Annotated in this window: 23 protein-coding genes; 6 read left to right on the top strand and 17 right to left on the bottom strand. The window is 60.0% G+C overall.

Features of this window, described 5'->3' with window-relative positions; genetic code table 11:
* Positions 1-120 precede the first annotated feature (120 nt).
* The 3 genes from ACQQZ8_RS05150 to argH all read right to left on the bottom strand — a co-directional run bounded on the left by ACQQZ8_RS05150 (position 121) and on the right by argH (position 3,127).
* On the bottom strand, positions 121-657 hold the full coding sequence (locus ACQQZ8_RS05150) for an adenine phosphoribosyltransferase (RefSeq protein WP_431711617.1): 537 nt from the start codon (positions 655-657) through the stop codon (positions 121-123).
* Between the two features lie 79 nt (positions 658-736).
* Positions 737-1,477, bottom strand: coding sequence for a maleylpyruvate isomerase family mycothiol-dependent enzyme (locus ACQQZ8_RS05145; protein WP_431711616.1), 741 nt, complete (start codon positions 1,475-1,477; stop codon positions 737-739).
* 228 nt (positions 1,478-1,705) lie between these two features.
* A complete protein-coding gene (gene argH / locus ACQQZ8_RS05140; RefSeq protein ID WP_431711615.1) occupies positions 1,706-3,127 on the bottom strand; it encodes an argininosuccinate lyase in 1,422 nt (473 codons plus the stop codon).
* Positions 3,128-3,364: 237 nt separating this feature from the next.
* Here argH and ACQQZ8_RS05135 point away from each other — a divergent pair, with 237 nt between their 5' ends.
* Entirely contained in the window at positions 3,365-3,775 is a 411-nt protein-coding gene (locus tag ACQQZ8_RS05135) for an ankyrin repeat domain-containing protein (RefSeq protein WP_431711614.1), read from the top strand.
* A 170-nt stretch (positions 3,776-3,945) separates the two neighbouring features.
* Positions 3,946-4,497, top strand: a complete 552-nt coding sequence (locus ACQQZ8_RS05130; protein ID WP_431711613.1) for an O-acetyl-ADP-ribose deacetylase — start codon at positions 3,946-3,948, stop codon at positions 4,495-4,497.
* 58 nt (positions 4,498-4,555) lie between these two features.
* Here the strand turns inward: ACQQZ8_RS05130 and ACQQZ8_RS05125 are convergent, their stop codons facing one another.
* From ACQQZ8_RS05125 to argC, 6 genes are read right to left on the bottom strand one after another with little or no spacing between them, the layout of a single operon-like run.
* Entirely contained in the window at positions 4,556-5,059 is a 504-nt protein-coding gene (locus ACQQZ8_RS05125) for an arginine repressor (RefSeq protein ID WP_431711612.1), read from the bottom strand.
* A complete protein-coding gene (argF, locus tag ACQQZ8_RS05120) occupies positions 5,060-6,019 on the bottom strand; it encodes an ornithine carbamoyltransferase (protein ID WP_431711611.1) in 960 nt (319 codons plus the stop codon).
* A gap of 3 nt (positions 6,020-6,022) precedes the next feature.
* Entirely contained in the window at positions 6,023-7,303 is a 1,281-nt protein-coding gene (locus ACQQZ8_RS05115; protein WP_431711610.1) for an acetylornithine transaminase, read from the bottom strand.
* Positions 7,303-8,223: an acetylglutamate kinase gene (gene argB, locus ACQQZ8_RS05110; protein WP_431711609.1), complete on the bottom strand. Its 921-nt coding sequence runs from the start codon at positions 8,221-8,223 to the stop codon at positions 7,303-7,305. The genes ACQQZ8_RS05115 and argB overlap by 1 nt, the downstream gene beginning before the upstream one ends.
* 38 nt (positions 8,224-8,261) lie before the next feature.
* On the bottom strand, positions 8,262-9,440 hold the full coding sequence (argJ, locus tag ACQQZ8_RS05105; RefSeq protein WP_431711608.1) for a bifunctional glutamate N-acetyltransferase/amino-acid acetyltransferase ArgJ: 1,179 nt from the start codon (positions 9,438-9,440) through the stop codon (positions 8,262-8,264).
* Positions 9,437-10,468, bottom strand: a complete 1,032-nt coding sequence (gene argC / locus ACQQZ8_RS05100) for an N-acetyl-gamma-glutamyl-phosphate reductase (protein ID WP_431711607.1) — start codon at positions 10,466-10,468, stop codon at positions 9,437-9,439. Before argC ends, argJ begins: the two co-directional genes overlap by 4 nt.
* Positions 10,469-10,655: 187 nt before the next feature.
* On the opposite strand from argC, the gene ACQQZ8_RS05095 reads away from it, so the two are divergent.
* The 3 genes from ACQQZ8_RS05095 to ppk2 all read left to right on the top strand — a co-directional run bounded on the left by ACQQZ8_RS05095 (position 10,656) and on the right by ppk2 (position 13,661).
* Entirely contained in the window at positions 10,656-11,624 is a 969-nt protein-coding gene (locus ACQQZ8_RS05095; protein WP_431711606.1) for a quinone oxidoreductase family protein, read from the top strand.
* Positions 11,625-12,138: 514 nt separating this feature from the next.
* The gene (locus tag ACQQZ8_RS05090; RefSeq protein ID WP_431711604.1) at positions 12,139-12,282 is read left to right on the top strand and encodes a hypothetical protein; all 144 of its coding nucleotides are present in this window, start codon (positions 12,139-12,141) and stop codon (positions 12,280-12,282) included.
* A gap of 482 nt (positions 12,283-12,764) precedes the next feature.
* Positions 12,765-13,661 carry a polyphosphate kinase 2 gene (ppk2, locus tag ACQQZ8_RS05085; RefSeq protein ID WP_431711603.1) on the top strand — a complete coding sequence of 299 codons (897 nt, stop codon included), beginning with the start codon at positions 12,765-12,767 and terminating at the stop codon, positions 13,659-13,661.
* Here ppk2 and ACQQZ8_RS05080 read toward each other — a convergent pair.
* Both ACQQZ8_RS05080 and ACQQZ8_RS05075 read right to left on the bottom strand, forming a co-directional pair.
* Positions 13,658-15,178 (bottom strand): DUF5129 domain-containing protein, encoded by a 1,521-nt coding sequence (locus ACQQZ8_RS05080; protein WP_431711602.1) that lies wholly within the window; start codon positions 15,176-15,178, stop codon positions 13,658-13,660. The two genes, ppk2 and ACQQZ8_RS05080, sit on opposite strands and share 4 nt — an antisense overlap.
* 144 nt (positions 15,179-15,322) lie before the next feature.
* Positions 15,323-15,703: a ClpX C4-type zinc finger protein gene (locus ACQQZ8_RS05075; protein ID WP_431711601.1), complete on the bottom strand. Its 381-nt coding sequence runs from the start codon at positions 15,701-15,703 to the stop codon at positions 15,323-15,325.
* An 84-nt stretch (positions 15,704-15,787) separates the two neighbouring features.
* Between ACQQZ8_RS05075 and ACQQZ8_RS05070 the strand changes: the two genes are divergently transcribed.
* Positions 15,788-17,077, top strand: a complete 1,290-nt coding sequence (locus tag ACQQZ8_RS05070) for an MFS transporter (protein WP_431711600.1) — start codon at positions 15,788-15,790, stop codon at positions 17,075-17,077.
* Positions 17,078-17,186: 109 nt separating this feature from the next.
* Here ACQQZ8_RS05070 and pheT read toward each other — a convergent pair whose 3' ends face one another.
* The 6 genes from pheT to rplT form a co-directional block, all read right to left on the bottom strand.
* The gene (gene pheT, locus ACQQZ8_RS05065) at positions 17,187-19,727 is read right to left on the bottom strand and encodes a phenylalanine--tRNA ligase subunit beta (RefSeq protein ID WP_431711599.1); all 2,541 of its coding nucleotides are present in this window, start codon (positions 19,725-19,727) and stop codon (positions 17,187-17,189) included.
* Positions 19,728-19,731: 4 nt separating this feature from the next.
* The gene (gene pheS, locus ACQQZ8_RS05060) at positions 19,732-20,811 is read right to left on the bottom strand and encodes a phenylalanine--tRNA ligase subunit alpha (protein WP_431711598.1); all 1,080 of its coding nucleotides are present in this window, start codon (positions 20,809-20,811) and stop codon (positions 19,732-19,734) included.
* A 113-nt stretch (positions 20,812-20,924) separates the two neighbouring features.
* On the bottom strand, positions 20,925-21,578 hold the full coding sequence (locus ACQQZ8_RS05055; protein WP_431711597.1) for an LppM family (lipo)protein: 654 nt from the start codon (positions 21,576-21,578) through the stop codon (positions 20,925-20,927).
* A gap of 114 nt (positions 21,579-21,692) precedes the next feature.
* Positions 21,693-22,136 (bottom strand): (deoxy)nucleoside triphosphate pyrophosphohydrolase, encoded by a 444-nt coding sequence (locus tag ACQQZ8_RS05050; RefSeq protein WP_431711596.1) that lies wholly within the window; start codon positions 22,134-22,136, stop codon positions 21,693-21,695.
* Positions 22,137-22,155: 19 nt separating this feature from the next.
* Entirely contained in the window at positions 22,156-23,046 is an 891-nt protein-coding gene (locus tag ACQQZ8_RS05045) for a TrmH family RNA methyltransferase (RefSeq protein ID WP_431711595.1), read from the bottom strand.
* Between the two features lie 230 nt (positions 23,047-23,276).
* Positions 23,277-23,972, bottom strand: a complete 696-nt coding sequence (rplT, locus tag ACQQZ8_RS05040; protein ID WP_431711594.1) for a 50S ribosomal protein L20 — start codon at positions 23,970-23,972, stop codon at positions 23,277-23,279.
* Between the last annotated feature and the right edge of the window lie 2 nt (positions 23,973-23,974).

Genomic DNA, 23,974 nt, shown 5'->3' with positions numbered 1-23,974 from the left:
GATCCTGCTCGATCGTGCCCGACACCTAGTTCCCCTCACCCTGCCAAATACGAGACAGACCATTCTACTCAGGTTTACCGGCGCTCATACCAAAGATGTGACGAATCCGGCGTTGAGCGATTAGACGAGCTGCAGGCTTTCAATGTGTCGGCCACCCAGGTTTGCACGTCCCCCGAGATCCCCCAATTCCAGTACGACCCCTACCCCGGCAACCACACCGCCGGCACGCTCGATCAACCGGGCGGCGGAACCGACGGTACCGCCGGTAGCCAGCACGTCATCGAGAATCAGGACGCGGGTGCCAGGAACAATCTCATCCTTGTGAATTTCCAGGGATGCCGAACCGTATTCCAGGGTGTAATCATCACGGTAGACCTCGCGTGGCAGCTTCCCGGCCTTACGGATGGTGAGCATTCCGGTACCCGCGGCGTAGGCTGCGGCCGCCGCTAACACAAAACCGCGGGCTTCCAACCCAGCGACGATATCGAACTGACCGGCAAAACGTTCAACAAGCTCGTCAACGATCCGGCGCAGACCGACCGGGTCAGCGAATACCGGGGTCAGGTCCTTAAACGAAACCCCAGCTTGCGGATAATCGGGCACGATTTCGCACATGCGATCCAATAGGTCGCAGATATTTTCCTTTGTAGTCACCACACAATTTTAGTCCCTGCCGGAACAAGCCGCGGACCGGTGTGGGCTTTACCTCACCGGCCTGCGGCTTTCCGAGGAGAAATTAACGCGGAAGCAACTGCCCTTGTGGCCAAGGTTTGAGCGTTGGAAAATCAGATAGTTCGGCGTCCGAAGATGCTTGAAGCACCCCTTGCGCCGGACGCCCTGCCAGCCAAGCAGCCAAGTCAAATTCGGTTCCGGTGAGTACGTAGGAATGCGGTCCGTGCCCTAAGACGATGGGTTGCATGCCATGTGGTTGCAGGACGATGCGGTCACTCTCTGCCACTCTGGGTCCGAGGGCCCGGATGAGATGTTCGCTAAATGCCCGGGGCCAACTGGCGGCCGGGCGGCGGTATTCATCGAGGTCGGTCGCGTGAATCAGCAGTTCCCGCCAAGTTGCGTACAGCATATCCACCACGGTGCCGCCGGGCCGATAACCCACCGCAAGGTCCAGCTTCTGGGCCGTCGTGGGAAGCACCTCGCGCAGTTCCGCCAAGGATTCCAACACCATATCGCGCAAGGACTCCGGACGCATTAGCGCGGTCATATTGATCGATTCGATGCGTCCGGCCATCCCACCGTCGTACATTTCCGGTGGGCTGTCAGTCCCCGCCTGCGCGAATTGTCGAAGCACTGCCCGCGCAAAGGAATGCAAATGTGCAACTAGTTGGGAAATCGACCAGTCTGGCAGTGAGCTAGGCTTAGTAAACTCTTCCTCCGGCAGCTCGCGCAACTGATCTTCCAGCTCGCCTAAAGCCTTGGTGACCTCTTCGATCAAGATATCGTGCGGCAGTTCCTGTGTCATGATTCACACTCTAGCCGAGATGACGCTGGCAAGGCACTAGTCCTCTCACAGGAAAAGTAATCCCGCCTCCATCTGCCCGCTTCCAGTGTCGCCGAGGGGCGGATTTAGCCTGTTAAGCGAACGCAGCCCGCACCACCGGTGCCGGATCAACTATCCAGCACGTGCAGCGCGGGCCACGGGGTCGATTCGCTCTACATCGCGAACCAAGTCATCTATATGACTAGTCTCCTACTTGGAGTTCAGCCAGCTTCGAACCTCCTCTAGCTGGCGCTCGAACTCCACCAACTGAGCGGCGACCGCGCTCGGAGCGGTACCGCCTTGACCGTTGCGCGCGTTCAGCGAGCCCTCGGTGGACAGAACCTCGCGCACTGCGGGGGTCAGATGCTCAGAGATTTGCGCATAGTCCGTATCAGTCAGATCCCACAGTTCAACACCGCGCGATTCGGCAAGCTTCACCGCGGCGCCGGAAATTTCATGGGCGTCACGGAATGGAACACCCTGACGGACCAGCCATTCAGCGATATCGGTGGCCAGCGCAAAGCCTTGCGGGGCCAACTCCGCCATCCGCTCGGTGTTGAAGCTCAGTGTGGCGATCATGCCAGAGACTGCCGGAAGCAAGATTTCCAAGGTGTCGGCAGCGTCAAAGACCGGTTCCTTGTCCTCTTGCAGGTCACGGTTATAGGCCAACGGAAGCGCCTTGAGGGTTGCCAACAAACCGGTAAGGTCGCCAATTAGCCGCCCGGCTTTGCCGCGAGCAAGTTCGGCAATATCCGGATTCTTCTTTTGCGGCATGATCGACGAGCCAGTGGAGAACGCGTCGTGCAAAGTCACGAAGGAGAATTCCTTGGTGGCCCAGAGGATGATTTCCTCGCTGATGCGCGACAGGTCAACACCGATCATGGCGGTGATCCACGAGAACTCGGCAAAGACATCACGTGCCGCGGTGCCGTCGATGGAGTTGTGTACCGCGGAATCAAAACCTAGTTCGGCGGCGACAAAGTTCGGGTCAAGGCCCAAGGTCTGACCGGCGAGCGCCCCAGAACCGTAGGGCGACACGGCGGCACGCTTATCCCAATCAACAAAACGCTGCACGTCACGGAGCATCGGCCAGGCGTAAGCCAAGAGCAGATGAGAGAGCAGGATCGGCTGAGCGTGCTGCAGGTGGGTGCGTCCGGGCATCGGCGCATAAGGGTGCGCCTTGGCCTGAGCGACCAGAGCATCTATGGTCTCGACCAGTCCGTGGGAGATGATGCGTGCATGATCGCGCAGGAACATTCGGCCCAGGGTGGCGATCTGGTCATTGCGCGAACGTCCGGCACGAAGTTTGCCGCCAAGCTGCACCCCGGCGCGTTCGAGCAAGCCTCGCTCCAACGAGCCATGAACGTCCTCATCGGATTCGGCGGCTACGTACACTTCGTCTCGGACATCCGCTTCAAGTTGGTCCAATGCGGCCAGCATGCCCTGAAGCTCGTCATCGTTGAGCAGGTTCGAGCGGTGTAGAACTTTGGCGTGGGCCCGTGATCCGGCAATGTCGTAGCTGGCTAGCCGCCAGTCGAAATGCGTGGACTTACTCAGCGCCGCCATGGCGTCTGCCGGGCCGCCGGAAAAGCGTCCACCCCATAGCGAACCTTCATTGGTTGAAGAGGTCATGACCTGTTCCTTTCAGCACACTCCGCAGAGTCGACGGATACGATTCTTTCTCTGCAGTACACTCTAGCAAATCTTATGCATGGATACTTATAAATATTCAATCTTGTTTGTGTGGATTTCCTTGCTACCTCGGCTTCGACCGTCGTCCAGGCTGGAGAACGGGCAGACTTCGGGTTATCTGGATTCTTTGCCGCGCGCTACTTCGGGCTAGCGCACCCGGGTCGTTACACTGTTTTTATGACTGAAAACCCTGCACAGCCCGAGCTGTCCGATGAGCAAATTGAGTTCCTCAACCAGATTTTGGATATGGCCCGTCAGGGCAAGGTACAAATGCTCAGCTCCGTCATCGACCAAGGTATCCCGGTGAACCTCACCGACGGCAAGGGAGACTCGCTGCTCATTTTGGCGGCTTACAATTCTCAGCCAGAGGTGGTCAAGGCGCTGATTGAGCGTGGTGCCGATCTGAATCAGCTCAATGCCCGTGGTCAAAACGCGTTGACCTGCGCGGTATTCAAACAGGATGAAGAAAGCACGAAGCTGCTCTTAGAAGCCGGCGCGGATCCCCGGCTCGGACCACAGAACGCGCTTGCCGTCACCGAGATGTTCGATCTTCCCAAGTTCCGTGAGTTGATCGAGCAGTACCTGTAATCAGGTGCTTGCCGAGTCGCGGTTTCCGACCAACTAATGCCCTCACCGCTTAGGCCCGGTGGGGGCATAGTTTTCCCCTCACTTCGTCGGGAGCCTCTTCCACTGGCGCACAGCTGCGCGTAAGGTGAGCTTACACAGAGGAATACGGATACTTCTTTGGAGGTACGACCATGGAAATCCAGCTCATTCGAGGCGACATTATTCGGGTGGGTGCCGAAGCCATCGTCAATGCTGCAAACCCCTCGTTGCTTGGAGGCGGCGGTGTGGACGGTGCTATCCATGAGGCAGCTGGGCCCGAATTGTTAGCGGCCTGCCGCACAATTCGCAACAACCAATACCCCAATGGCATTCCGTCGGGGATCGCGGTCGCGACCAAGGCCGGTCAGCTAGATGCCCGCTGGGTGATTCATACGGCAGCCCCGAACCTCAAGTTGGGAAAGGCCAACCCGAAGATTCTGGCCGATTGCTTCACCAATTCCCTCTACGTCGCTTCCCGACACGACGCGCATTCCATTGCCTTCCCGGCGATTGGTGCTGGGGCCTTCGGATGGCCGGCAGAACAGGTCGCAGAAATCGCGGTCAAGGCGATTAGTGAATGGGTGAGCACTAATAAACACATCACCTCGATCCACAAAATTATTATGGTTTCGCATACCGACGAGGTGCAACGGGCATTCGAGACCTCGTTCGGTATGGAAAGTATCGACGAAATAGCAGCCTAAAACGCTGGGCCCGGACAGTTGAACTGTCCGGGCCCAGCGTTTTAACGGGTGAGGTAATTCAGTTAGTGTCGGCCAGCTGCAGGAAGCGACTGGCTACTTCTGCGCCACCTTCAGCACTGCGAGTGATGACCATGATCGTGTCATCCCCAGCGATACACCCCAGGATCGAAGGCATTTGCGAGTGATCGATGGCCAAGGCCAGTAAATTCGCGGCGCCGGGAGGGGTACGTAGCACCACAATATTTCCCGAAGCTTCGGCTGTCACGAGCTGTTCCTGACAGATTTTCGCTAGCCGGGCGTCCAGAACTTCTTGGGTGAGCGCCGACTGTGGGGAGCGATCCCCGCCTTCTTGACGCACCGCGTAGATCAGCTGCCCGGAGGCATCCCGAATTCGCACCGCACCGATCTCCACTAGGTCGCGGGAGAGCGTCGCCTGGGTAACTTCCAGCCCATCGTCTTTGAGCAGCGCTAACAACTCGGCTTGCGACTTGACCGAATGATTACCCAAGAAGGTTCGGATACGTGCCTGCCGCGCTGTCTTGGTGCTGGGTTGGGTAGCCATTTACTTGGCTTCCCGAGGGCTGCGTGCCAGCCCCGAAGCACTCATCAGCCAAGCCATAATCGCCTTCTGCGCGTGTACCCGGTTTTCGGCCTCATCAAAGACCACCGACTGTGGCCCGTCGATGACCTCCGCCTCGATTTCATAGCCGCGGTACGCTGGCAAGCAGTGCAGCACGATCGCATCGTCCTTTGCCAGCTTCAGCGCCTTGCTCGTCACCGCATAATCGGTGAAGAGCTTCAAGCGGGCTTCCTTCTCATCTTCTTGGCCCATCGAAACCCAAGTGTCGGTGGCGATCACATCGGCTCCATCCAAGGCTTCGGCCGGGTCGCTGGTGATCAGCACCGACCCCCCGGTGTGTGCCGCACGTTCCTCGGCGGCCGCAATGATCCGTGGTTCCGGTAGGTAGCCTGCGGGTCCGGCGATCCGCACGTGCATCCCAGCGTTGACCCCGGCCAGTAGGTAGGAGTTAGCCATATTGTTAGCTGCGTCCCCCAGATAGCTCATGGTTAATCCGGCGAGCTGACCCTTGTGTTCGCGCACGGTCAGCAGGTCAGCCAACAACTGGCAGGGATGGTAGTCATCGGATAACGCGTTAATCACCGGTACCGAGCTGTTGGCGGCCATTTCTTCCAACCCCGACTGAGCGTACGTCCGCCACACAATGGTGGAAACCATGCGTTCGAGGACCTGGGCCGAGTCGGAGATCGATTCCTTGTGGCCCAGCTGCGATTCGCCGGAGTTGATGATCAGCGGTGAACCGCCCAGTTCGGCGATGCCGGCGTGGAAGGACACCCGGGTGCGGGTGGACGTCTTGTCGAAGAACACGGCAACGGTCTGCGGACCGGCATAGGGGGTGAAACCGTACTTGTCGGCCTTCATCTCTAGAGCCAGGTCGAGAACCTCGTCCAATTCTTGAGGTGAAAGGTCAAGATCGGTCAAAAAGTGACGGGTGGTAGCCATGGGCTAGTTCTCCTTGTAGGTCATAAGCCCCTGGCCGATCAGCGCAGGTAGCTTAGCGATGAAGGTGGCCAGCTGTTCACGGGTAATGATCAGCGGCGGGGCCAGCCTGACGGTATGCGGGCCGGTGGTGTTCACGATGAATCCAGCATCAAGGGCCGCGCTCACCAGCTGCGCGGCAATTGGTTTCTCCAGATCAAAAGCCACCAGCAGACCGCGGCCGCGCACGGCGGTAATACCGCTGATCGCCCGCAATTGCTCGGTCAGCCATTGTCCGGTGTCGGCCACATGAGTGAGCAGGTTGTCCTTGTCGATCACGTGGATGGTGGCCAAGGCGGCAGCGGTTGCCACCGGGTTGCCGCCGAAGGTGGTTCCGTGATCTCCCGGGTTCAACAGGTCACTGGTCTGGTGACCAAAGGTGATCATCGCACCGATCGGGAACCCACCGCCCAAGCCCTTGGCCAAGGTCATCACATCCGGCACGATCGGGGCCGAGGCGAAGTACTGTCCGGTGCGTCCCATCCCGGTCTGTACCTCATCAAAAATCAGCAAGGCTCCGGCTTCATGGGTGATGGCGCGGGCTGCCCGAAGGTAGTCCACGTCCAGTTCCCGCACCCCGGCTTCACCTTGAATCGGCTCAATGAAGACCGCTTGCACGGTTTCGTCGACCGCCGCACGCAATGCGTCAATATCCCCGGCGGGGATCCATTGCACATTGCCCGGCAAGGGTTCGAAGGGTTCGCGGTAGGCCTGCTTCCAAGTCAGCGACAGGGCGCCGAGACTCCGCCCATGAAATGCGTTTTCTAGGGCGATCACCTTAGTGCGCGGTTTATCTGCAGTGCCCCGATTGCGCCGCGACAGTTTCAGCGCTGCTTCGTTGGCTTCAGTACCCGAGTTGGTGAAGAACACCTTGGACCCACCGGGAGCACCGGAAATCTTGAGCAGTTGTTCGGCCAAGGTGATCTGGGCCGGGGAGGTGAAGAAGTTCGAAACGTGACCGAGGGTAGCAAGCTGCGAGGTGATCACCGAGGAGAGCAGCGGGTGGGCATGGCCCAGCGTGTTCACCGCGATGCCGCCGAGCAGATCGAGGTATTGGCGTCCGTCGGCATCCCAGACGTGCGATCCCGAACCGCGCACCAATACGCGTTGCGGGGTGCCGAAAACCCCCAGCAGGGCGCTCTTGTAGCGTTCGGTCAGTGCGGTGGAGGTGAGCGCTGACCCGGGCAGTACGCTCAACGCGGAGAGCGCATCGGCCGAGGATTGTGCCTCATCATTGGGTAGTGGCATTAGTCGTCCTTTCCAGGTACCACCTGGGTGCCGACCCCGGCGGTAGTAAATACTTCGAGCAGCATCGAGTGCGGTTGGCGTCCGTCGACAATGTGCGCCCGGGCTACCCCGGCATCCACCGCCGCCAGGCAGGCTGCCATCTTCGGGATCATCCCGGATTGCAAGGAAGGTAGCATCTGCCGTAGTTCAGCTGCGGTCAGCGAGGTGATCAGCGAGGATTTGTCCGGCCAGGCCGCGTAGAGGCCCTCAACGTCCGTGAGGATGACCAGCTTGGAGGCCCCCAAGGCGGCGGCTAGGGAGGCCGCGGCGGTATCAGCGTTGACGTTCAGCACCGCCCCGGTGGGCTCCCCCGCAGCATCAAATTCCGGAGCCACAGTGGAAATCACCGGAATCATGCGGGCGCTGAGTAGGTTATCCACCTGTGTGGTGCGTACCCCGGTCACTTCGCCGACCAATCCCAGATCAACTTGGACACCGTCCACGACGGTGCCGGTGCGAACCGCTTGTAAGGTGGCCCCATCTTCACCGGAGAGTCCCACTGCGTAGGGTCCGTGGGAGTTGATCAGTCCGATCAGGTCGCGTTGCACCTGACCGGTAAGCACCATCCGGACCACGTCCATCGCTTCCGGGGTGGTGACCCGCAGCCCGCCACGGAATTCCGACTCGATGCCCAATTTCTCCAGCATCTTATTAATTTGTGGTCCGCCCCCGTGTACCACCACCGGATTGATCCCCACATGGCGCAGAAAAACGATGTCTTCAGCGAAGGCCCGACGCAGCTCATCGTTGACCATCGCGTTGCCGCCGTATTTGATCACCATGGTGGATCCGGCAAAGCGCTGGATCCACGGCAGAGCCTCAATCAGGGCCTCGGCTTTGCGGTGAGCCTCGTCCATCGGGGTGGGTTTGGTTTCAGTCATGATTTCTCTTTCAGCTCCTCGCCGCGGTGGGCGTTGGCCTAGCTGGAATAGGCGGAGTTTTCGTGGACGTAATCGTGGGTTAGATCGTTGGTGAGAATGGTGGCTTCAGCACTGCCGGCGTTCAGATCGATATCGATCGATACCTCGCGTGCGTCCAGGTTCACCAGCTCACGGTCCTCACCGACCCCACCGGCGCGGCAGACCATGACACCGTTGATCGAGACATTCAGTTCGTCGGGTTCGAAGGCAGCCTGGGTGGTGCCCACTTCGCTCAGTACCCGGCCCCAGTTTGGGTCGCGGCCAAAAATGGCGGTTTTGACCAGGTTGGAGCGGGACACCGCACGGGAGACTTCGAGGGCGTCGGCCTCACTGGCGGCGTTGAAGGTGCGCACCGCGATGGTGTGATCCGCACCTTCGGCGTCATCGATCAGTGCGCGGGCCAGTTCTTGACACAGTTCGGTGAGCAGCTCGGTGAATTCGGCAAGCTGTGGGGTCACCGAACTGGCACCGGAGGCCAAGAGGGCCACGGTGTCGTTGGTAGACATACAACCATCGGAATCGGCCCGGTCAAAGCTCACCGCCGTGGCCTGACGCAACGCGGTATCCAGCTCACTCGGGCTGAGTTTGGCGTCGGTGGTCAACACCACCAGCATGGTGGCCAGGCCGGGGGCGAGCATGCCCGCACCCTTGGCAATACCGCCGATGCGGTAGCCATTGCCCTGCCGTACCGCCTGCTTAGGCACGGTGTCGGTGGTCATGATGCCCGTGGCGGCCGACAGGCCTGCTTCCTCACCGCTACCCAGTTGTTGGCTAGCGGCTTCAACCCCCGGCAACAGTTTCTCCATGGGCAGCTGCACACCGATCAACCCGGTGGATGCCACCAGCACGTCCGAGGCTGAAACCCCTAAGAGCTGCGCGGTGTATTCGGCGGTGCGGTGCGTATTACCGAATCCCTCGGCACCGGTGCAGGCGTTGGCGCCGCCGGAGTTCAGGATGATCGCGTCCGCCCGGCCATCGCTGATGACCTGTCGTGACCAGTGCACCGGGGCGGCGGCCACACGGTTAGAGGTGAACACCGCGGCGGCGGCGAATTCTGGTCCGTGATTACGGATCAGCACGACGTCATTGGCGCCGGTGCTTTTCAGTCCGGCAGGTACTCCTGCGGCGCTAAAGCCGGCGGGGGCGGTGATGCCGGTGGTGGCGGTAGCTGAACTCACGGTGCGACTCCTTGCATGGTTAGTCCGGTAGTTTCTTCCAGCCCAAGGGCAATATTCATGGACTGCACAGCTCCGCCGGCGGTGCCCTTGGTGAGGTTATCAATGGCGGCACTCACGATCACGCGCGAGGCGTGCGGGTCCAATGCCAACTGCAAGTGCACCTGGTTGGTGCCCAAGACGTTGCCGGTCCCCGGCCACTGCCCCTCGGGCAGCAGGGTGACAAACGGTTCGTTCGCGTAGGCGCGCTGCCAAGCCGAGCGCAGCTGATCCTCAGTGACGCCAGGCTTCACGCGTGCGGTGGCGGTAGTCAGGATGCCCCGTGGCATCGGCGCCAAGGTGGGGGTGAAGGAAATCTGCACCGGTTCGCCGGCCACCAGCGACAGTCCCTGCTCAATTTCTGGGGTGTGGCGGTGCGAGCCACCCACCCCATAAGGGCTCATGGAGCCCATGGTTTCACTGCCCAGCAGGTGCGGTTTCAGGCTCTTTCCGGCCCCGGAGGTGCCAGAGGCTGCCACAATCACCACATCCTGCGGTTCCAGCAGTCCGGCCGAATATCCTGGGGCCAGACCCAGCTGAGCTCCGGTGGGGTAGCATCCGGGTACCGCGATACGCTTACTGACGCGCAGTGCCTCGCGATGTCCTGGTAATTCGGGAAGCCCGTACGGCCAATGCCCAGCGTACCCTTCGCCATAAAACTTGGCCCAGGCGTCCGCGGAGGTCAGGCGGTGATCGGCTCCGGCGTCAATGACTAGGGTGTCGGCCGGAAGTTGCGCGGCAATCTGCGCGCTAGCTCCGTGCGGCAAGGCCAGAAATACGACATCGTGGCCGGAGAGATTCTCCACCGTGGTCTCAACCAAGACTTTATCGGCGTATTTATGCAGGTGCGGAGCGATCGCACCCAAACGAGAACCGGCTTGGGAATGTGCGGTGACCGCCCCAACTTGCACCTGCGGGTGGTTGGCTAGAATGCGCAGAACTTCGCCACCGGCATAGCCGCTGGCACCAGAGACAGCTACTGAAATCGTCATGGGCTAACTCTACCGCTGAATATGCATGAAACCTAATAAATATTCACTCTTTCCGTGGGCTTAAGTCGCATCATGTCGCACTCTCAGCACCCGTTAGGGCGAGGGTCATAAACTGATGAAGGAGAAATGAACCGCACCAAGACAGGGCAGATCCTCCAAGACGTTGAACGAAGGGACTTAGCAGAAAATGAAGCAATTCCAGATTCAGGTTGCACAGGCCGGCGGACCTGAGGTTCTTGAATACGTCGAAGCCGATATTCCTACCCCGGGCGAAGGTCAAGTGCTGGTGCAGGTGGCGGCCGCCGGATTGAATTTCATTGAAACCTATCAGCGTTCGGGCGTGTATGAGGTGGATTATCCCTTCACTCCGGGCACCGAATTCTCCGGAACCGTCACCGAGCTAGGCCCCGGGGTCAAGCATCTGAAAGTCGGCGACCGGGTGGCTACCGCCGAAGCTACCCGCAGCTATTCGCAATATGCGGTGGTGGATGCCGAGCTACTGGGCAAGGTCCCGGATTCGATCGATCTGCGTTTGGCCGGTGCCCTACCGCTGCAAGGATGCACTGCCCATTACCTGACGCATTCGAGCTACATGGTGCGTTCCAAGGATGTCATTTTGACCTATGCCGGTGCCGGCGGGGTGGGACTGCTATTGACCCAAATGCTGAAATTGATGGGCGCCACCGTGATCACCACCGCATCCACCCAAGAGAAGAAGGATCTGGCCAAGGCTGCCGGTGCCGACTATGTGGTGGATTACGATCAGGTTCCGCAGACCGTCAAGGATGTCACCGGTGGTGCGGGAGTCAATGCGGTCTATGACGGGATCGGAAAGGACACCTTCGAGATGTCGCTCAACGCACTGAAGCGCCGCGGCACGCTAGTGCTCTTTGGCGGGGCCAGCGGTCAGGTGCCACCTTTTGATTTGCAACGTTTGAACGCCGGAGGCTCACTGACGGTGACGCGCCCCAATCTAGCTGACTTTATGACCACCCCACAGGAGCGCGGCTGGCGGCTAGGTGACGTATTCGGTTGGGTCGCCGAAGGCAAAATTGATGTTCGTATTGCAGCCGAATACCCCTTGGCCGAAGCCGGCGAAGCCCACCGCGCCTTAGAAGCTCGTGAGACCACCGGCAAAGTCCTATTGATTCCTTAAACCGTTCTGCAAGGCGGTGGTGCCGAAATTCACTGGCTCACCAGTACCGGCGCGCACAAAACAATGATGTACTTGAAACGGAAATCTTTATGGTTTCTACCCTCCAGGATCCACTCCTTTGACACCGTCATCCCCCTGACGGTGTCTCGGGCGTCTGCCTGACAGGCCTGTGAAGGAACGGATCACCCTAGGTCATGGTTCAATCCAGCGCCGCAACACTGCCTGTGCCCGGCCCCTACCAGGCACAATTTGCGGCAGCTAGCTGAGCCCGGCTCCACGCACTCCGATCGAGGTCATCTAGGCCACGACGGACCGTTACCCGGACGCCCCGGTTCTTAACGATGGCACGCGCAGCCTGAGTTATGCCGAGTTACCTATTGAGGTCAAGGCCGCTACCCGGCAGCTGCCTTGGGCTCGGCTAGGTGCCGGAGATGAGATCGGTGTGCGTGTCCCCTCGGGAACCGCCGACTCATAGCTGAAGATCCTTGCCATCCTTTGGGTTGGCGCCACCTATGTGCCGGTTAAGGCCGCTGACCTCGATGAACGGGCCCGGGTGTTCTTTGAAGAAGCTCAGGCCACCGGGGTGGTTTCCGACACCGCAAAGATCACCGTGCTCGGCTCGCGTCCCGCTCCCCTGCCGTTCGGACTCGCTAACTGAGCGATAACGCAGGGGCCGCTTTTAGCTCCGGATCCACCGGTAAACCTAAGGGCGTGGCGGTCACCCACCTTCCGGCCCGGCATTGCCGAGGCTCAGATCTGCCTGCCAGCCCGCTGGGTCCCGAAGAACGTCCGGTGGCGGCTCACTGAGTGCCGCTTATCGGGTCTCGGCTTTGCGGCACCGTGTGCCCCAGTATCCGCGTTGCGGGTCTCTATGACTATCCGCGCTTCGGTCCCCTTGTTTATTTTGGCCCGGATGCGCTGGTTCACCTACTTGCAGTTGGATCATGGGCCCTTACAGCGACAGATATCTTCGCCAAGGAGCTACCGGCGGTATCTCCCCGGCCCGTCGGTACCGCAAACTAGGGAACGCTGGCCTGGCCCAGTGAAGCTTCCCACACATCGGCGTCCTAAACCGGGATCGCACCATCAGGTTTGCTCGGGGTTCACCTTGTGTTAACCCGAGAAACCTACCTTGGCCTCATGACTATCGAACTGCCGCTGCTTGATGAGGCCTTCCGCGGTTACACCGTATTGGACAATGACGACGATGATCCGGTGTTGGTGCGCGCCGACGGAACTATCGTCGATACCTGGCGTGAAGATTACCCGTACGCCGAGCGTCTTGATCGGTCGACCTATGAGCGGGAGAAACGGGCGCTGCAGATCGAGCTACTCAAACTCCAAAAGTGGATTAAAGCCAATAATCGGCGGCTAATGCTGGTTTTTGAGGGGCGCGATGCCGCGGGCAAGGGTGGCACTATCAAGCGTTTTACCGAGCACCTGAATCCGCGTGGTGCGCGGGTGGTGGCTTTGGAAAAGCCCAGCGAACGCGAGTCCAGCCAATGGTATTACCAGCGGTATATTCAGCATTTTCCGGCGGCCGGCGAAATCGTGCTCTTTGACCGGTCTTGGTATAACCGGGCTGGGGTGGAGCCGGTGATGGGTTTTTGCACCGCGGAACAGCACCAACATTGTTTGTCTCAAACCCCACAGTTTGAAAAGCTCTTGGTTGATGAGGGGATCGATCTGGTGAAGTTCTGGTTCTCGGTATCTTCCGGAGAACAACTCACCCGCTTCACCATTCGGCGTATCGATCCGGTGCGGCAGTGGAAGCTCTCCCCCACCGATTTGGCGTCGCTGGACAAATGGGATGAGTACACCCGGGCCAAGGAAGAAATGTTCTTGGCCACGGACACCGACTTTGCACCGTGGACCGTGGTGAAATCCAACGACAAGAAGCGTGCCCGTCTCCAGGCGATGCGTCATGTGCTGAACAAGTTTGAATACACCGGCAAGGATCACGAACTGGTTGGTACCCCCGACCCACGCATCGTGGGTCGGGCTGCCGATGTCATCGATCTGGGTGAGGAGTTCTAGAAGCGTGAGGAGCCACCGGCTCCAGAGAAGCTGCCGCCGCCCCCGGAGTAGCCGCTGGAGATCCCGCTCGAGGAGGAGCTAGCCGCTTGGCGGGAGGATTTCACGGCGTCGACACCGGAGTTGTAACCAATGTTGTAGGCGTTCACGCGCCAGAAGAAGCCTGCGGATCCGGTGACATCCAAGATTGAGCCGCCGGCGTGCACGCTGTCGCGTTTGTCCCGGGCCTTGGCCATCTGACGGCGCATATCTTCCTTTTCGTCCTTGGTTTTGGCAAAGGCCTCAATTTGCGCTGCGGACAGCACCTCGAGCTTCTCGGTCAGTTCCTGACGTAGTTCAGCAAGCTGGTCAAGAGCCGTATCCACGTCAATGGTTTCGGACTTCAAATCGGTACCGATCTGTTCGACTCGCTGCTTAGCGCTGTGCCCAAAGGAGTCCAGCGCCGCCCGCGCTGGTTCGGTGCCTTGGGCGGAATCGCTGGTGAGTTCGGGAAGTTCCGCGAGGTCTTCGAGTAGTGGGGCGGTTTGTGCCCGCCAAGCATCCTCCCAGCTGGCCGAGCGGGTATAGAGCGCGGCGGCGGCAATAATCGCGTCATCGGTGGCATCTAGATTCGCGGCCGTGCTACTAAAGACTTCGGCACGATTTACTCCCTTAGATGAGGAGCGTAGCTTCTTGTCGGCGGCTTCCAGCTCTTGCTGGGCCTCAAAGGAGACCCGGTACTTGGCCATGAAGTCTGCGAATCGACGCTCAAGATCAGCGGCGTGACGTGAACCGGTGGGCAACGTCCGAGCAGCCAACTCGGTGCTTTGCAGGTCCAGGGTCACATTGGTGAGGTGATTGCGTCCCTTCTCGAAAGCCGACGCAAAGTTCTTCCGGCGTGAAGCACGCATTGCTAGAGCCGCCCACCAGATCAAAAGGCCACCACCGCCACCGATTGCGGTCGTCCACCAAAGTCCGGGCGAGAGGTACCACGGACGATTCATAATACGTGCGCCTTGATCGGCGATCTCGATGACCCCGTCGGTCCAGCGAGCCACTTTGAAGTCAGCGAACCCGGCTTCGTGGATGGTCTCCATTTGTGAGGTACTAACCTTGCGGTCCTCACCGTAGTAGGTTCCTACCTGCCCGGTGCGCTCCCCCTCAATGGACAGCGTGATAATGAAAATCCCGTCCGCCCAGTAATCCCCGTAGTCTTCTTCCTTCTGCGAGATCCACTCCGGGTGTACATCTCGGGCATACTTCAGGGTTTCGGTGTTGATGTTATCCGAATACTTACCCTCACGAGTGTAGATCGCGACCTTCGTCGGCTCGTTGAAGTCAATCTCTTCAAGGGCATCACGCAAGCGTTGCTCGTTGATGACTCCCGCCCCGTCATCCACGCTCACCGATTCAAGATTCTGGCCGGTGGGCACGGTGACAGCTGCGCCGGTGGCCTGCCCAGCCGGGGCAAGGCTCAGCGAACCGGCCATAACGAGTGCCGCGGCGGCCGCACCCCGGGTAACGATCTGGATCTTGCGCATGAGGGGTTCCTCCCGAGAGCTGACGAGTTCATCCGTCTGATGGTCTTTCTCTATGGTAACCAGATAAGTAGCGCGAGCCGGTCATCCGCAAGACGGAGGTTTCTGTGCGGGGCAGCTTGGAATGCCGGCGCATTTCTGCCCCATTTAGCTGGCGTGCCGGAAGCGCTCCCAGGCGGATTGCCTAGTCATCCCCAGGGCGGCGCCGATTTTCTCCCAGCTGATTTTGCGCTCCCGAGCGATCGCTACCCATCCGGCCAAGGATTTTTCTACCCGCTGCTGAACCGCCGCAACCTCAGGTAGGTGTTCAAGCACTTCGTTATCACTCATCGTCACCCAGGGCATAGCTGATCCGCTCACCGGTTCATCGGTAGCGGCCGCTAGCATGGTGCCGATGCGCTGCACGCAACGCGCGCAAATTGCCACGCCCGGTCCGCCCACAAAGCGCAACTGCGCACTCTTTGCGGTGCCACAAAAACTACAAAATTCCGGAGCCGGATCCAAGCTCGTGAGCTGCATACCGCTCATCCCCTTCACTCTATGGTTAGGTACCTCCCATTTGAGATCCCATCCTACTTGACTCGTCAGGATTAACCTGACAATCTGTCAGGCATGGCCTTACATGAAAGTTTGAATGAACCCGCCTCTGCCTCCCCGCGGATGCTTCGTCATACCCCGGCATTTCGCTGGTTGCTGGGTTCGGATGCCGCCGAAACTCTCGGGGATTCACTGCTGCGCACGCTGGTCCCGCTGCTGGCGGTGAGTGTACTGGGGGCCGGAGCCATGAGCGTGAGTCTGCTCAATGCCTTGGGTTTAGCCGCCTTCTTGGTGTGTTCGATCCCAGTAGGCGTATGGGTGGAGCGTCGGCGGAAGAAGCAGGTGCTGATCTTTTCCACGCTGTTCAGAGCCCTGTTGGTCATCAGTCTCCCGCTGGCCTATCTGATGGACCTGCTGAGTCTGAGCTTTTTGCTGGTGGTCGTGGGCTTGCTTGGCATTGCCGATGTGCTGTTCACGACAGCCCATGCCACTTTATTACCAACTGTGCTCGGCAAGGACCTGGTTTCCTTGGCCACGGCCCGTTTGCATTCGGTGCGCAGCGTGGTGGGATTGGCAACCCCCACAGTGGCTGGCGTATTGCTGAAATTATTCGCCGTGCCCTTCGCTTTTCTCCCCAGTGTCCTGTCCTATCTCTTCTCGGCGTGGTCAATCGCAAAGATCCGTGAGGAGCCGAGCCACACCCCTGTGGCTCGGCGCCATCCGCTACGCGAGGCCCGGCAGGGATTTAGTTATTGTTTGCGTAACAAATATCTGCGAGCGATGATGCTCAGCGCGTTGCTGGTGAACTGCGGTGCCATGTTCGGCAATGCGGCCTCGGCGGTCTATGCCCTGAACCATCTGGGGATCACCCCGTCCGGTTTTGCCTTAGCTGGCACCGCGTCGGCTTGTGGCGGATTGCTCGGTTCGGTGGTGGCTGCTCCTGCCCTGCAACGTTTCGGACTGGGTCGGGTCAAGATTCTTTCTTCGGTGAGCGCGATTGGTTTTCTGGCACTCTTTCCGTTGGCGCTTCATTTGCCGGGGCCCGCGGTGCTGTGGCTACTGTGGACGAACTTTGGCTGGGCCGCACTGGTGGTGGTGCACACCGTCGCGGGTGCCGATGTCATCCCTAAGCTCACCGATCCGAGCATGTTGGCCCGGGTCACCGCCACCAACCGGTTCTTCGTGCTAGGTTTCATGCCGCTCGCCAGTCTGCTCGGTGGGCTAGTGGCCACCGTATTCGGTCCGGTGAGCGCACTGTGGGGGTGGGTGCTCTGTGCCGCACTTTCGGCCTTACCGATTCTTTGCAGCCAAATACGTTCATGGCGGAAGGTTCCCGAAAACATCGAGTCGACATCGACCGCCTAAGCGCGCGGAGCTTGCCGGTATTCTTTGGCGCAAATCCCGAGAAAAGATACAAAGAACCCCGCAACACCAGCGAAACAGGTGGTGCTGCGGGGTTCTTTGACTCAGGTACTTAGCGCTGGACAGCCCCAAAACGTTCGGCGGCCACGGCAACGGCGGCAGCACGTGCTTCGGAGGCTTCATCCGCGGTCAGCGTACGATCGGTGGCACGGAAGCGCAGACCGAAGGCCAGCGACTTCTTACCGTCCTCGATGCCCTTGCCCGAGTACACATCAAACAGCGCGATGTCTTCGAGAAGATCTCCGGCGCCTTCACGCAGCGCGGCCAATACCTCACCGGCGACCACAGCTTGATCCACCACCAGCGCCACGTCCTGGGTGGCCAGCGGCTGGGTGGTCAGCTGCTGGGCCACGACGACCTCTGGGGCCGCGAGCATCAGCGCTTCGGCGTTCAGTTCCATGGCCACGGTGCGAGCTGGCAGGTCCAGGTCCTTGAGCAAGGCTGGGTGCAGTTCACCGGCGTAACCGACGACCTCATCGTTCAGCTTCAGGACAGCGGTACGTCCCGGGTGGAAGGCCTGATGGCTGCCCTGGGCAACCTCAAGTTCAACCCCTAGAATCCCTGCGACGCTCTGCGCGGTGCTCAGCGCATCGGCCCAGTCCCAGGCTCGTGGCGCGTACTCCACTCCGGCTCGCGCCTCGTGACCGGTGAGGACCGCGGCAATATGCCAAGGCTGCTCGGGGATACCGGCGTTCAGGTCTGCCAACACCTCATCGCTTGGCTTAATACCCAACGGTGGAAGGTAGGAGGAGCCGAGCTGTTCCTTCGGCAGGAACACCAGACCACCCTCGTACAGGGCGAGGTCGCGGAAACCACGGCCGAGGTTGCGGCGGACAATGTCCAATAGACCCGGCAGCAGGCTGGTGCGTAGCAGTCCGTATTCGGAAGAGATCGGGTTGGCCAGTTTCACCGACGCCACTTCGGTCTCAGCCTGCGCGCTCCCGAAGCTCTGGTTCTGTGCCGCGGAGACGAATGGGTAAGCCAGCACCTCGGTTAGCCCGGCATCAGCCAGACCCTGCAGGATCCGACGACGCTGTGCCTGGATCCGGGTCAGGCCACGCCCCGGTGGGGCCACCGGCAAGGTGGAAGGGATCTTGTCATAGCCCACAATGCGGGCCACTTCTTCCACCAAGTCTTCTTTAGCACCCAGATCTGGACGCCAGCTCGGGGCGCTGACCTCAAAACCTTCGGTGGTGCGGGTGACGGTGCCGCCGATACCTTCCAGTGCGGTGATGATCTGCTCGTCACTGTAGTCCACACCCACCAGTGCGTTGGCGTAGCCGGCGGGCAAGTTGATGGTCGCTGGAGTTGCTGGGGTTCCGGCATCGGTGATGTTTGTGGTGGCGCTCCCGCCTGCCAGTTCGACCAGCAGGTTCACGGCACGCTGCGCAGCAATGTCGGCCACCATGGGGTCCACTCCACGTTCGTACCGCTTCGACGCTTCCGAAGGCAGCTTGTGGCGACGGCGGGAGCGGGCAATGGAGACCGGTTCGAAGTTTGCCGATTCGATCAGCACCCGGGTGGTGTCCATCGAGACTTCGGTGGCGGCGCCACCCATCACACCGGCGATACCGATGGCCCCGGAATCATCGGTGATCAGCAGATCTTCAACGTGCAGTTCGCGGGTCTTGTCATCTAGTGTGGTGAGCTTTTCGCCGCTGGTCGCACGACGAACCACGATCGGACCGCTGAGCTTGTCCGCATCGTAGAAGTGCAGTGGCTGGCCCAGTTCCAACATCACATAGTTGGAAATGTCCACCACTAGCGAGATCGAGCGCATCCCGGCCAACGCTAGGCGGGAGGCCATCCAGCGTGGGGTGGGCAGGGTTGGGTCGATTCCGGTTACCTCACGGGTAACGAAGCGGGAGCAGCCAGTGACACCGTAGATTGGTGCAGCGTCTTCCACCCGGACCGGGTGACCTGCCGCGGTGTCCTGATCCAGAGTAATGAGGCTAGCCGGGTCGGTGAAAGAGGTGCCGGTGGCTAGCGCGTACTCGCGTGCCACACCGCGGATGGAGAAGCAGTATCCACGGTCCGGGGTTACGTTGATCTCGGCAGCCTGATCATAGAGGCCGAAGAGTTCCATCACGTCGGTGCCCAGTTCCGGGTCCAAGCCGAGGCGGGAAAGCACAATAATTCCGTCGTGATCTTCACCGATGCCCAGTTCACGGGCCGAGGCGATCATGCCAGCGGAAATATGACCGTAGGTCTTACGCGGGGTGATGCGGAAATCTCCGGGTAGCACCGCTCCGGGCAGCGTGACAACAACCTTGTCACCCTCCACGAAGTTATGCGCACCGCAAATGATGCCCTGTACGCCGGAGGGGTCGATACCCTCGGCGCTGAGCGTCTGCTCGGTCCCTTCGGGGACCACGCGCACCTGGCACCAATTAATGGTTTTGCCGTTCTTTTGCTCTTCCTTTTCAATGGAGAGCACCTGGCCGACCACAATGGGTCCGGACAGTTCGTCGCTCGGACGGTGCACATCTTCTTCTTCGAGGCCGACCTTAACGAGGTCGGCCATGATGTCTTCAGCCGTGGCCTCGGCTGGTACCTGCGCGTATTCGCGCAACCATGACAGTGGTACTCGCATCTGCTTAGATCTCCATCCCGAAGTGCTGGCTGAAACGGATGTCGCCTTCGATCATGTCGTGCATGTCAGGCACATCGTTGCGGAACATGAGCGTGCGCTCAATACCCATGCCGAAGGCGAAGCCGGAGTAAACTTCCGGATCCAGCCCGGCGGCACGCAGGAGGTTCGGGTGAACCATGCCGCAGCCGCCCCATTCGATCCACTGTGGGCCGCCCTTGGCCCCGGGGTGCCAGATATCGAGTTCGGCCGATGGTTCGGTGAACGGGAAGTAGGCCGGACGCAGCCGGATCTGGGCTTCGGCACCAAACATCTGCCGGGCAAAGTGCTCTAGGGTGCCGCGCAAGTCGGCCATGGTCAGGCCCTTATCCACGGCTAGACCCTCAAACTGGTGGAACACCGGGGTGTGGGTAGCATCTAGCTCATCGGTGCGGAAGGTACGTCCCGGGCAGAGCACGTACACCGGAACCTCGCGCTCCAGCATGGAACGCATCTGTACCGGGGAGGTGTGGGTGCGCAATACCAGGTGTGCATCGGCAGGCTCAATGAAGAAGGTATCTTGCATTTCGCGCGCCGGGTGATCCGGCTTGAAGTTCAACGCATCGAAGTTGAACCATTCGGATTCCACCTCTGGCCCCTCGGCGATTTCCCAGCCCATGCCCACGAAGATGTCCGAGACACGGTCCTGCAGCACCGATAGCGGGTGCCGGGCACCCAGTGGACGGCGGACCGGCGCCGCGGTCACATCAACGGTCTCCTCCACCAGGATGCGCGCGGCTTCCTCTTCTTCAAGGATGAGGGTGCGAGCGGCTAGGGCCTTGTTCACCCGTCCGCGGGCAGCGCCCACGAGCTTACCGGCCACCGCCTTTTCGGACTTGTCCAACTTGCCAATCTGGCGGTTGGCCAAGGACAGCGGGGACTTATCTCCCGTGTGGGCCAGCCGCGCGTCTTTCAGCTCGTTGAGGTCCTTCGCGGACTCAAAAGCAGCCAGCGCAGCGTCGATGGCCGCGTTAATTGCCGCTTCATCCGTGGGATGTGGAGGTGCAGCCGAGTCCGGCTGCGCTTCTTGAATTGTCTGATCAGACATGGGGATCTGGTGATCCTTCTCTTCGCTGTAATTTCTCTTAAAACCCATTCTATTAGCAAGGCCCGTCAACGAATGATTCGGTGACGGGCCGACAAGCTAAAAACGGGGTCAGGCTAGTGCGCAGCCTCGTCCTTCGAAGCCTTTGGAGCCATGCTGATCGCGATGACCAAGGTCAGCACCAAGATCGCGCCGCCGAAGACGATGGAATAGAACAACGCATTATTGGCCGTGCCGGTAGCTTCGTAGACCTCAGTGCCCTGGATCATATCGAAGGTCACGGTGGTCCCGTCGATAACTCCGGTTTCCGAGGCACTGGAGACCGAACCGGGGAAGGTCACGGCCATCGAGGCGGTTCCTGCGCCCGGCTCGGTGGAGCCTGGTGCGTTACCCGGCATCGAGAAGGCGAAACCATCTGCGGTATTGCTCAGCGTAATGGGCAGTTCAAAGCTGGCGAATGCGTCTTGCAACTGGATGAAGTTCATCGAATCCACGGTTTCAAACCGGAGCCCGGCTCGCTGCCCGTCATCGATCTGGCTGTAGGTCCAGTTCTCACCGGTAATCTGTTCCAGTTCTTGGGTGTCAATCTGCGAACCCAGCGCTTCTTCCAAGCTCGCGCCCTGCAATAGTGCAGCGTCCATGGTGACGTCAACGGCCCCGCGCGCTTTATCCTCGCCCTCGATGGTGACGTGTGCGCTCATGTCCACACAGCCGGCCAATGCCAACATGGCGGCGAACATCATCGCCAGTACACCTACAAGTTTCTTCACGCGGTTTCTCCTCAGCTACGGTTTCGTCTCGTCCTTCGGGCACACCGCTTAAGGCATGTCCCTAATCCAGCTTACGCGGATAAAAACTGCCACGCCCATCGAGCGTATTGTGAATCACTTCACGTCGAGATTAACCGGCTCCTTGGCATCGGCGAGGCAAGCGGCCACGATGGGCGCATCGGCCGGAATCCAAGCTACCTGCGTGGCCAGATCGGCCTGTAGTGGTAGCCAGCGCAGTTCGTCGTGGCCATCCAGTGGCCGGGGGTTGCCAGAACGGATTTCGGCGAACCAGACTCGCATGGCAGTTGTCTCGTTCAACCCCCAGCCTTGATCCAGTGGGCCGTAGATTTCCTCGCCCAGCTCAATCTCGATACCCAGCTCTTCGCGAATTTCGCGGTGTAAGGCCTGCAGCGGTTGCTCACCGGGTTCTACTTTGCCGCCGGGGAATTCCCATTGCCCAGTGAGCGCGGCAGGACGGTCGCGGCGTGCGGCCAAGAGCTGGGTGGGCTGCTTCAGCGAGTCGACTAGGGCGACAGCCACAATCTGTTTCAGGCGCATGGAGTTGACCTTTCCGGGACTAGGACGAAAGTGTGCGTTGGGCGCGAGCCGAGGCATAAAGGCAAAGGGTGGCCGCGGTGCTCACGTTCAGCGATTCGGCCACTCCGTAGAGCGGGGCCGCGATGCTGAAGTCCGCTGCGGCTTTTTCTTCCGAGCTCAGCCCCTGTCCTTCATTACCGAAAAACCAGGCGCTGGGGGCACTCAGGTCGGGTTCCGGGCCCGTTGGTTCTACCGCGACCCCACTTCGACGATGTACCGCAGCGTCCTGCAACAGATCTAGGTCCTGTTCGGCGTACCCGTCAGCGGCCAGTAGCTGAATCCCCTGGGTGCTGGCGGCATCGACGAGGTCAGTGAAGTTGATCTGGCCTAGCACCGGCAGGTGGAACAGTGAGCCCACGGTTGAACGAACCGTTTTCGGGTTATAGATATCTACGCTGCCCTGAGTGAAGATGACCGCGTCGGCACCGGCGGCATCCGCGGCGCGCAGGATGGTTCCGGCGTTGCCCGGATCCTGTACCCGGCACAGCACCGCAATCAGTCTAGGTTTGCTTGCTAGCAGGTCGGCTAGGCTGTGCTCTTGTATCCGGGCCACCGCAATAATTCCTTGCGGGGTGATGGTGTCTGCCATGGCGGACAGAACATCTTCGGTGACTTCACGGGCATCCAGCTGTGCCGCGTGCAGCAGGTCACGAAATTCATTGGAATTGTCGAGAAATGTCTCGGTAGCGTAGACCGAGACAATGACCGAGCCGGTGGTGGCTTCGGCTTTTAGGGCTTCACGGACCGCTTGTGGCCCTTCGACCAGATAATGTCCGGTGGCTTTGCGCCCGGCTCGGGTAGCCAGACGGGCCACCGCTTTCACCTTGTCGGCGCGGGGGTTGGACATCACCGTGTGGTTGTAACTGGTCATGGCTCGAGAATACCGGTCTTTTCACCGCGCTTTACAACGGCGTGAGGCACTGACCGCGTGAGTTTCAGCTTCGGCCCATCTTCAAGTGAAGATCTTCACAGCGGGCCGGTGCTGCGGTGGTATTTAAACGACTTAGCGGGTGGTTTTCGCATTTTCGAAAAACCACCCGCTAAGGGGATGTTGGGTAGCTAGCTGGCCACTGGCCAGCGTCGCTTAGGAACCAACAGTATTTACTTCATCTTCTGACGATTTTCGCCACCGGCAGGTTCGAAACCTGCAGCCTTGGCGGACTCGATGGAGTTGAACCAGTACTCAGCAACGGTCTGCTCGTACCAGGTCGAGCCTGGGACGTGGTACTTGTTCGAACCGGCGTTGCCCTTGATGACGAAGCCCTCTGGTGCGTCTTGGCCGTCAACGGCCTTAACAGCGCCAGCAGCTTCAGCCTTGGCGGCCGGGGTAGCGTTGGAGGCGGCGGCAGGAGCCTTCTCAGCCTTTGGGGCTGCAGCCTTCTTGGCGGCGGCCTTTGGAGCCGAAGCTACTGCCTCAGTTACTTTTGGGGCGTTGACGTCAGCCGGCAGGGCACCCTTTGCTACCTGAACCAGTGCGGAGAATGCGTTGGCATCCGAAACAGCCAGTTCGGCCAACATACGGCGGTCAACCTCTACCTGAGCGGCCTTCAGGCCCTGGATCAGGCGGTTGTAGGTCATGCCGTTGGCGCGGGATGCAGCGTTGATGCGCTGGATCCACAGGCGACGGAAGTCACCCTTGCGCTTGCGACGGTCGTTGTAGCTGTATACGAACGAATGGAGCAGCTGCTCCTTGGCCTTACGGTATAGGCGCGAACGCTGACCGCGGTAACCCTTGGCGCGTTCCATTACGACGCGACGCTTCTTATGGGCGTTTACTGCCCGCTTCACACGTGCCACGT

Source organism: Glutamicibacter uratoxydans (genome assembly GCF_050753455.1).
Lineage (GTDB): Bacteria > Actinomycetota > Actinomycetes > Actinomycetales > Micrococcaceae > Glutamicibacter > Glutamicibacter uratoxydans_A.
Note: the sequence above shows the minus strand (reverse complement) of the source record. Positions and strands in the feature narration are given on the sequence as shown.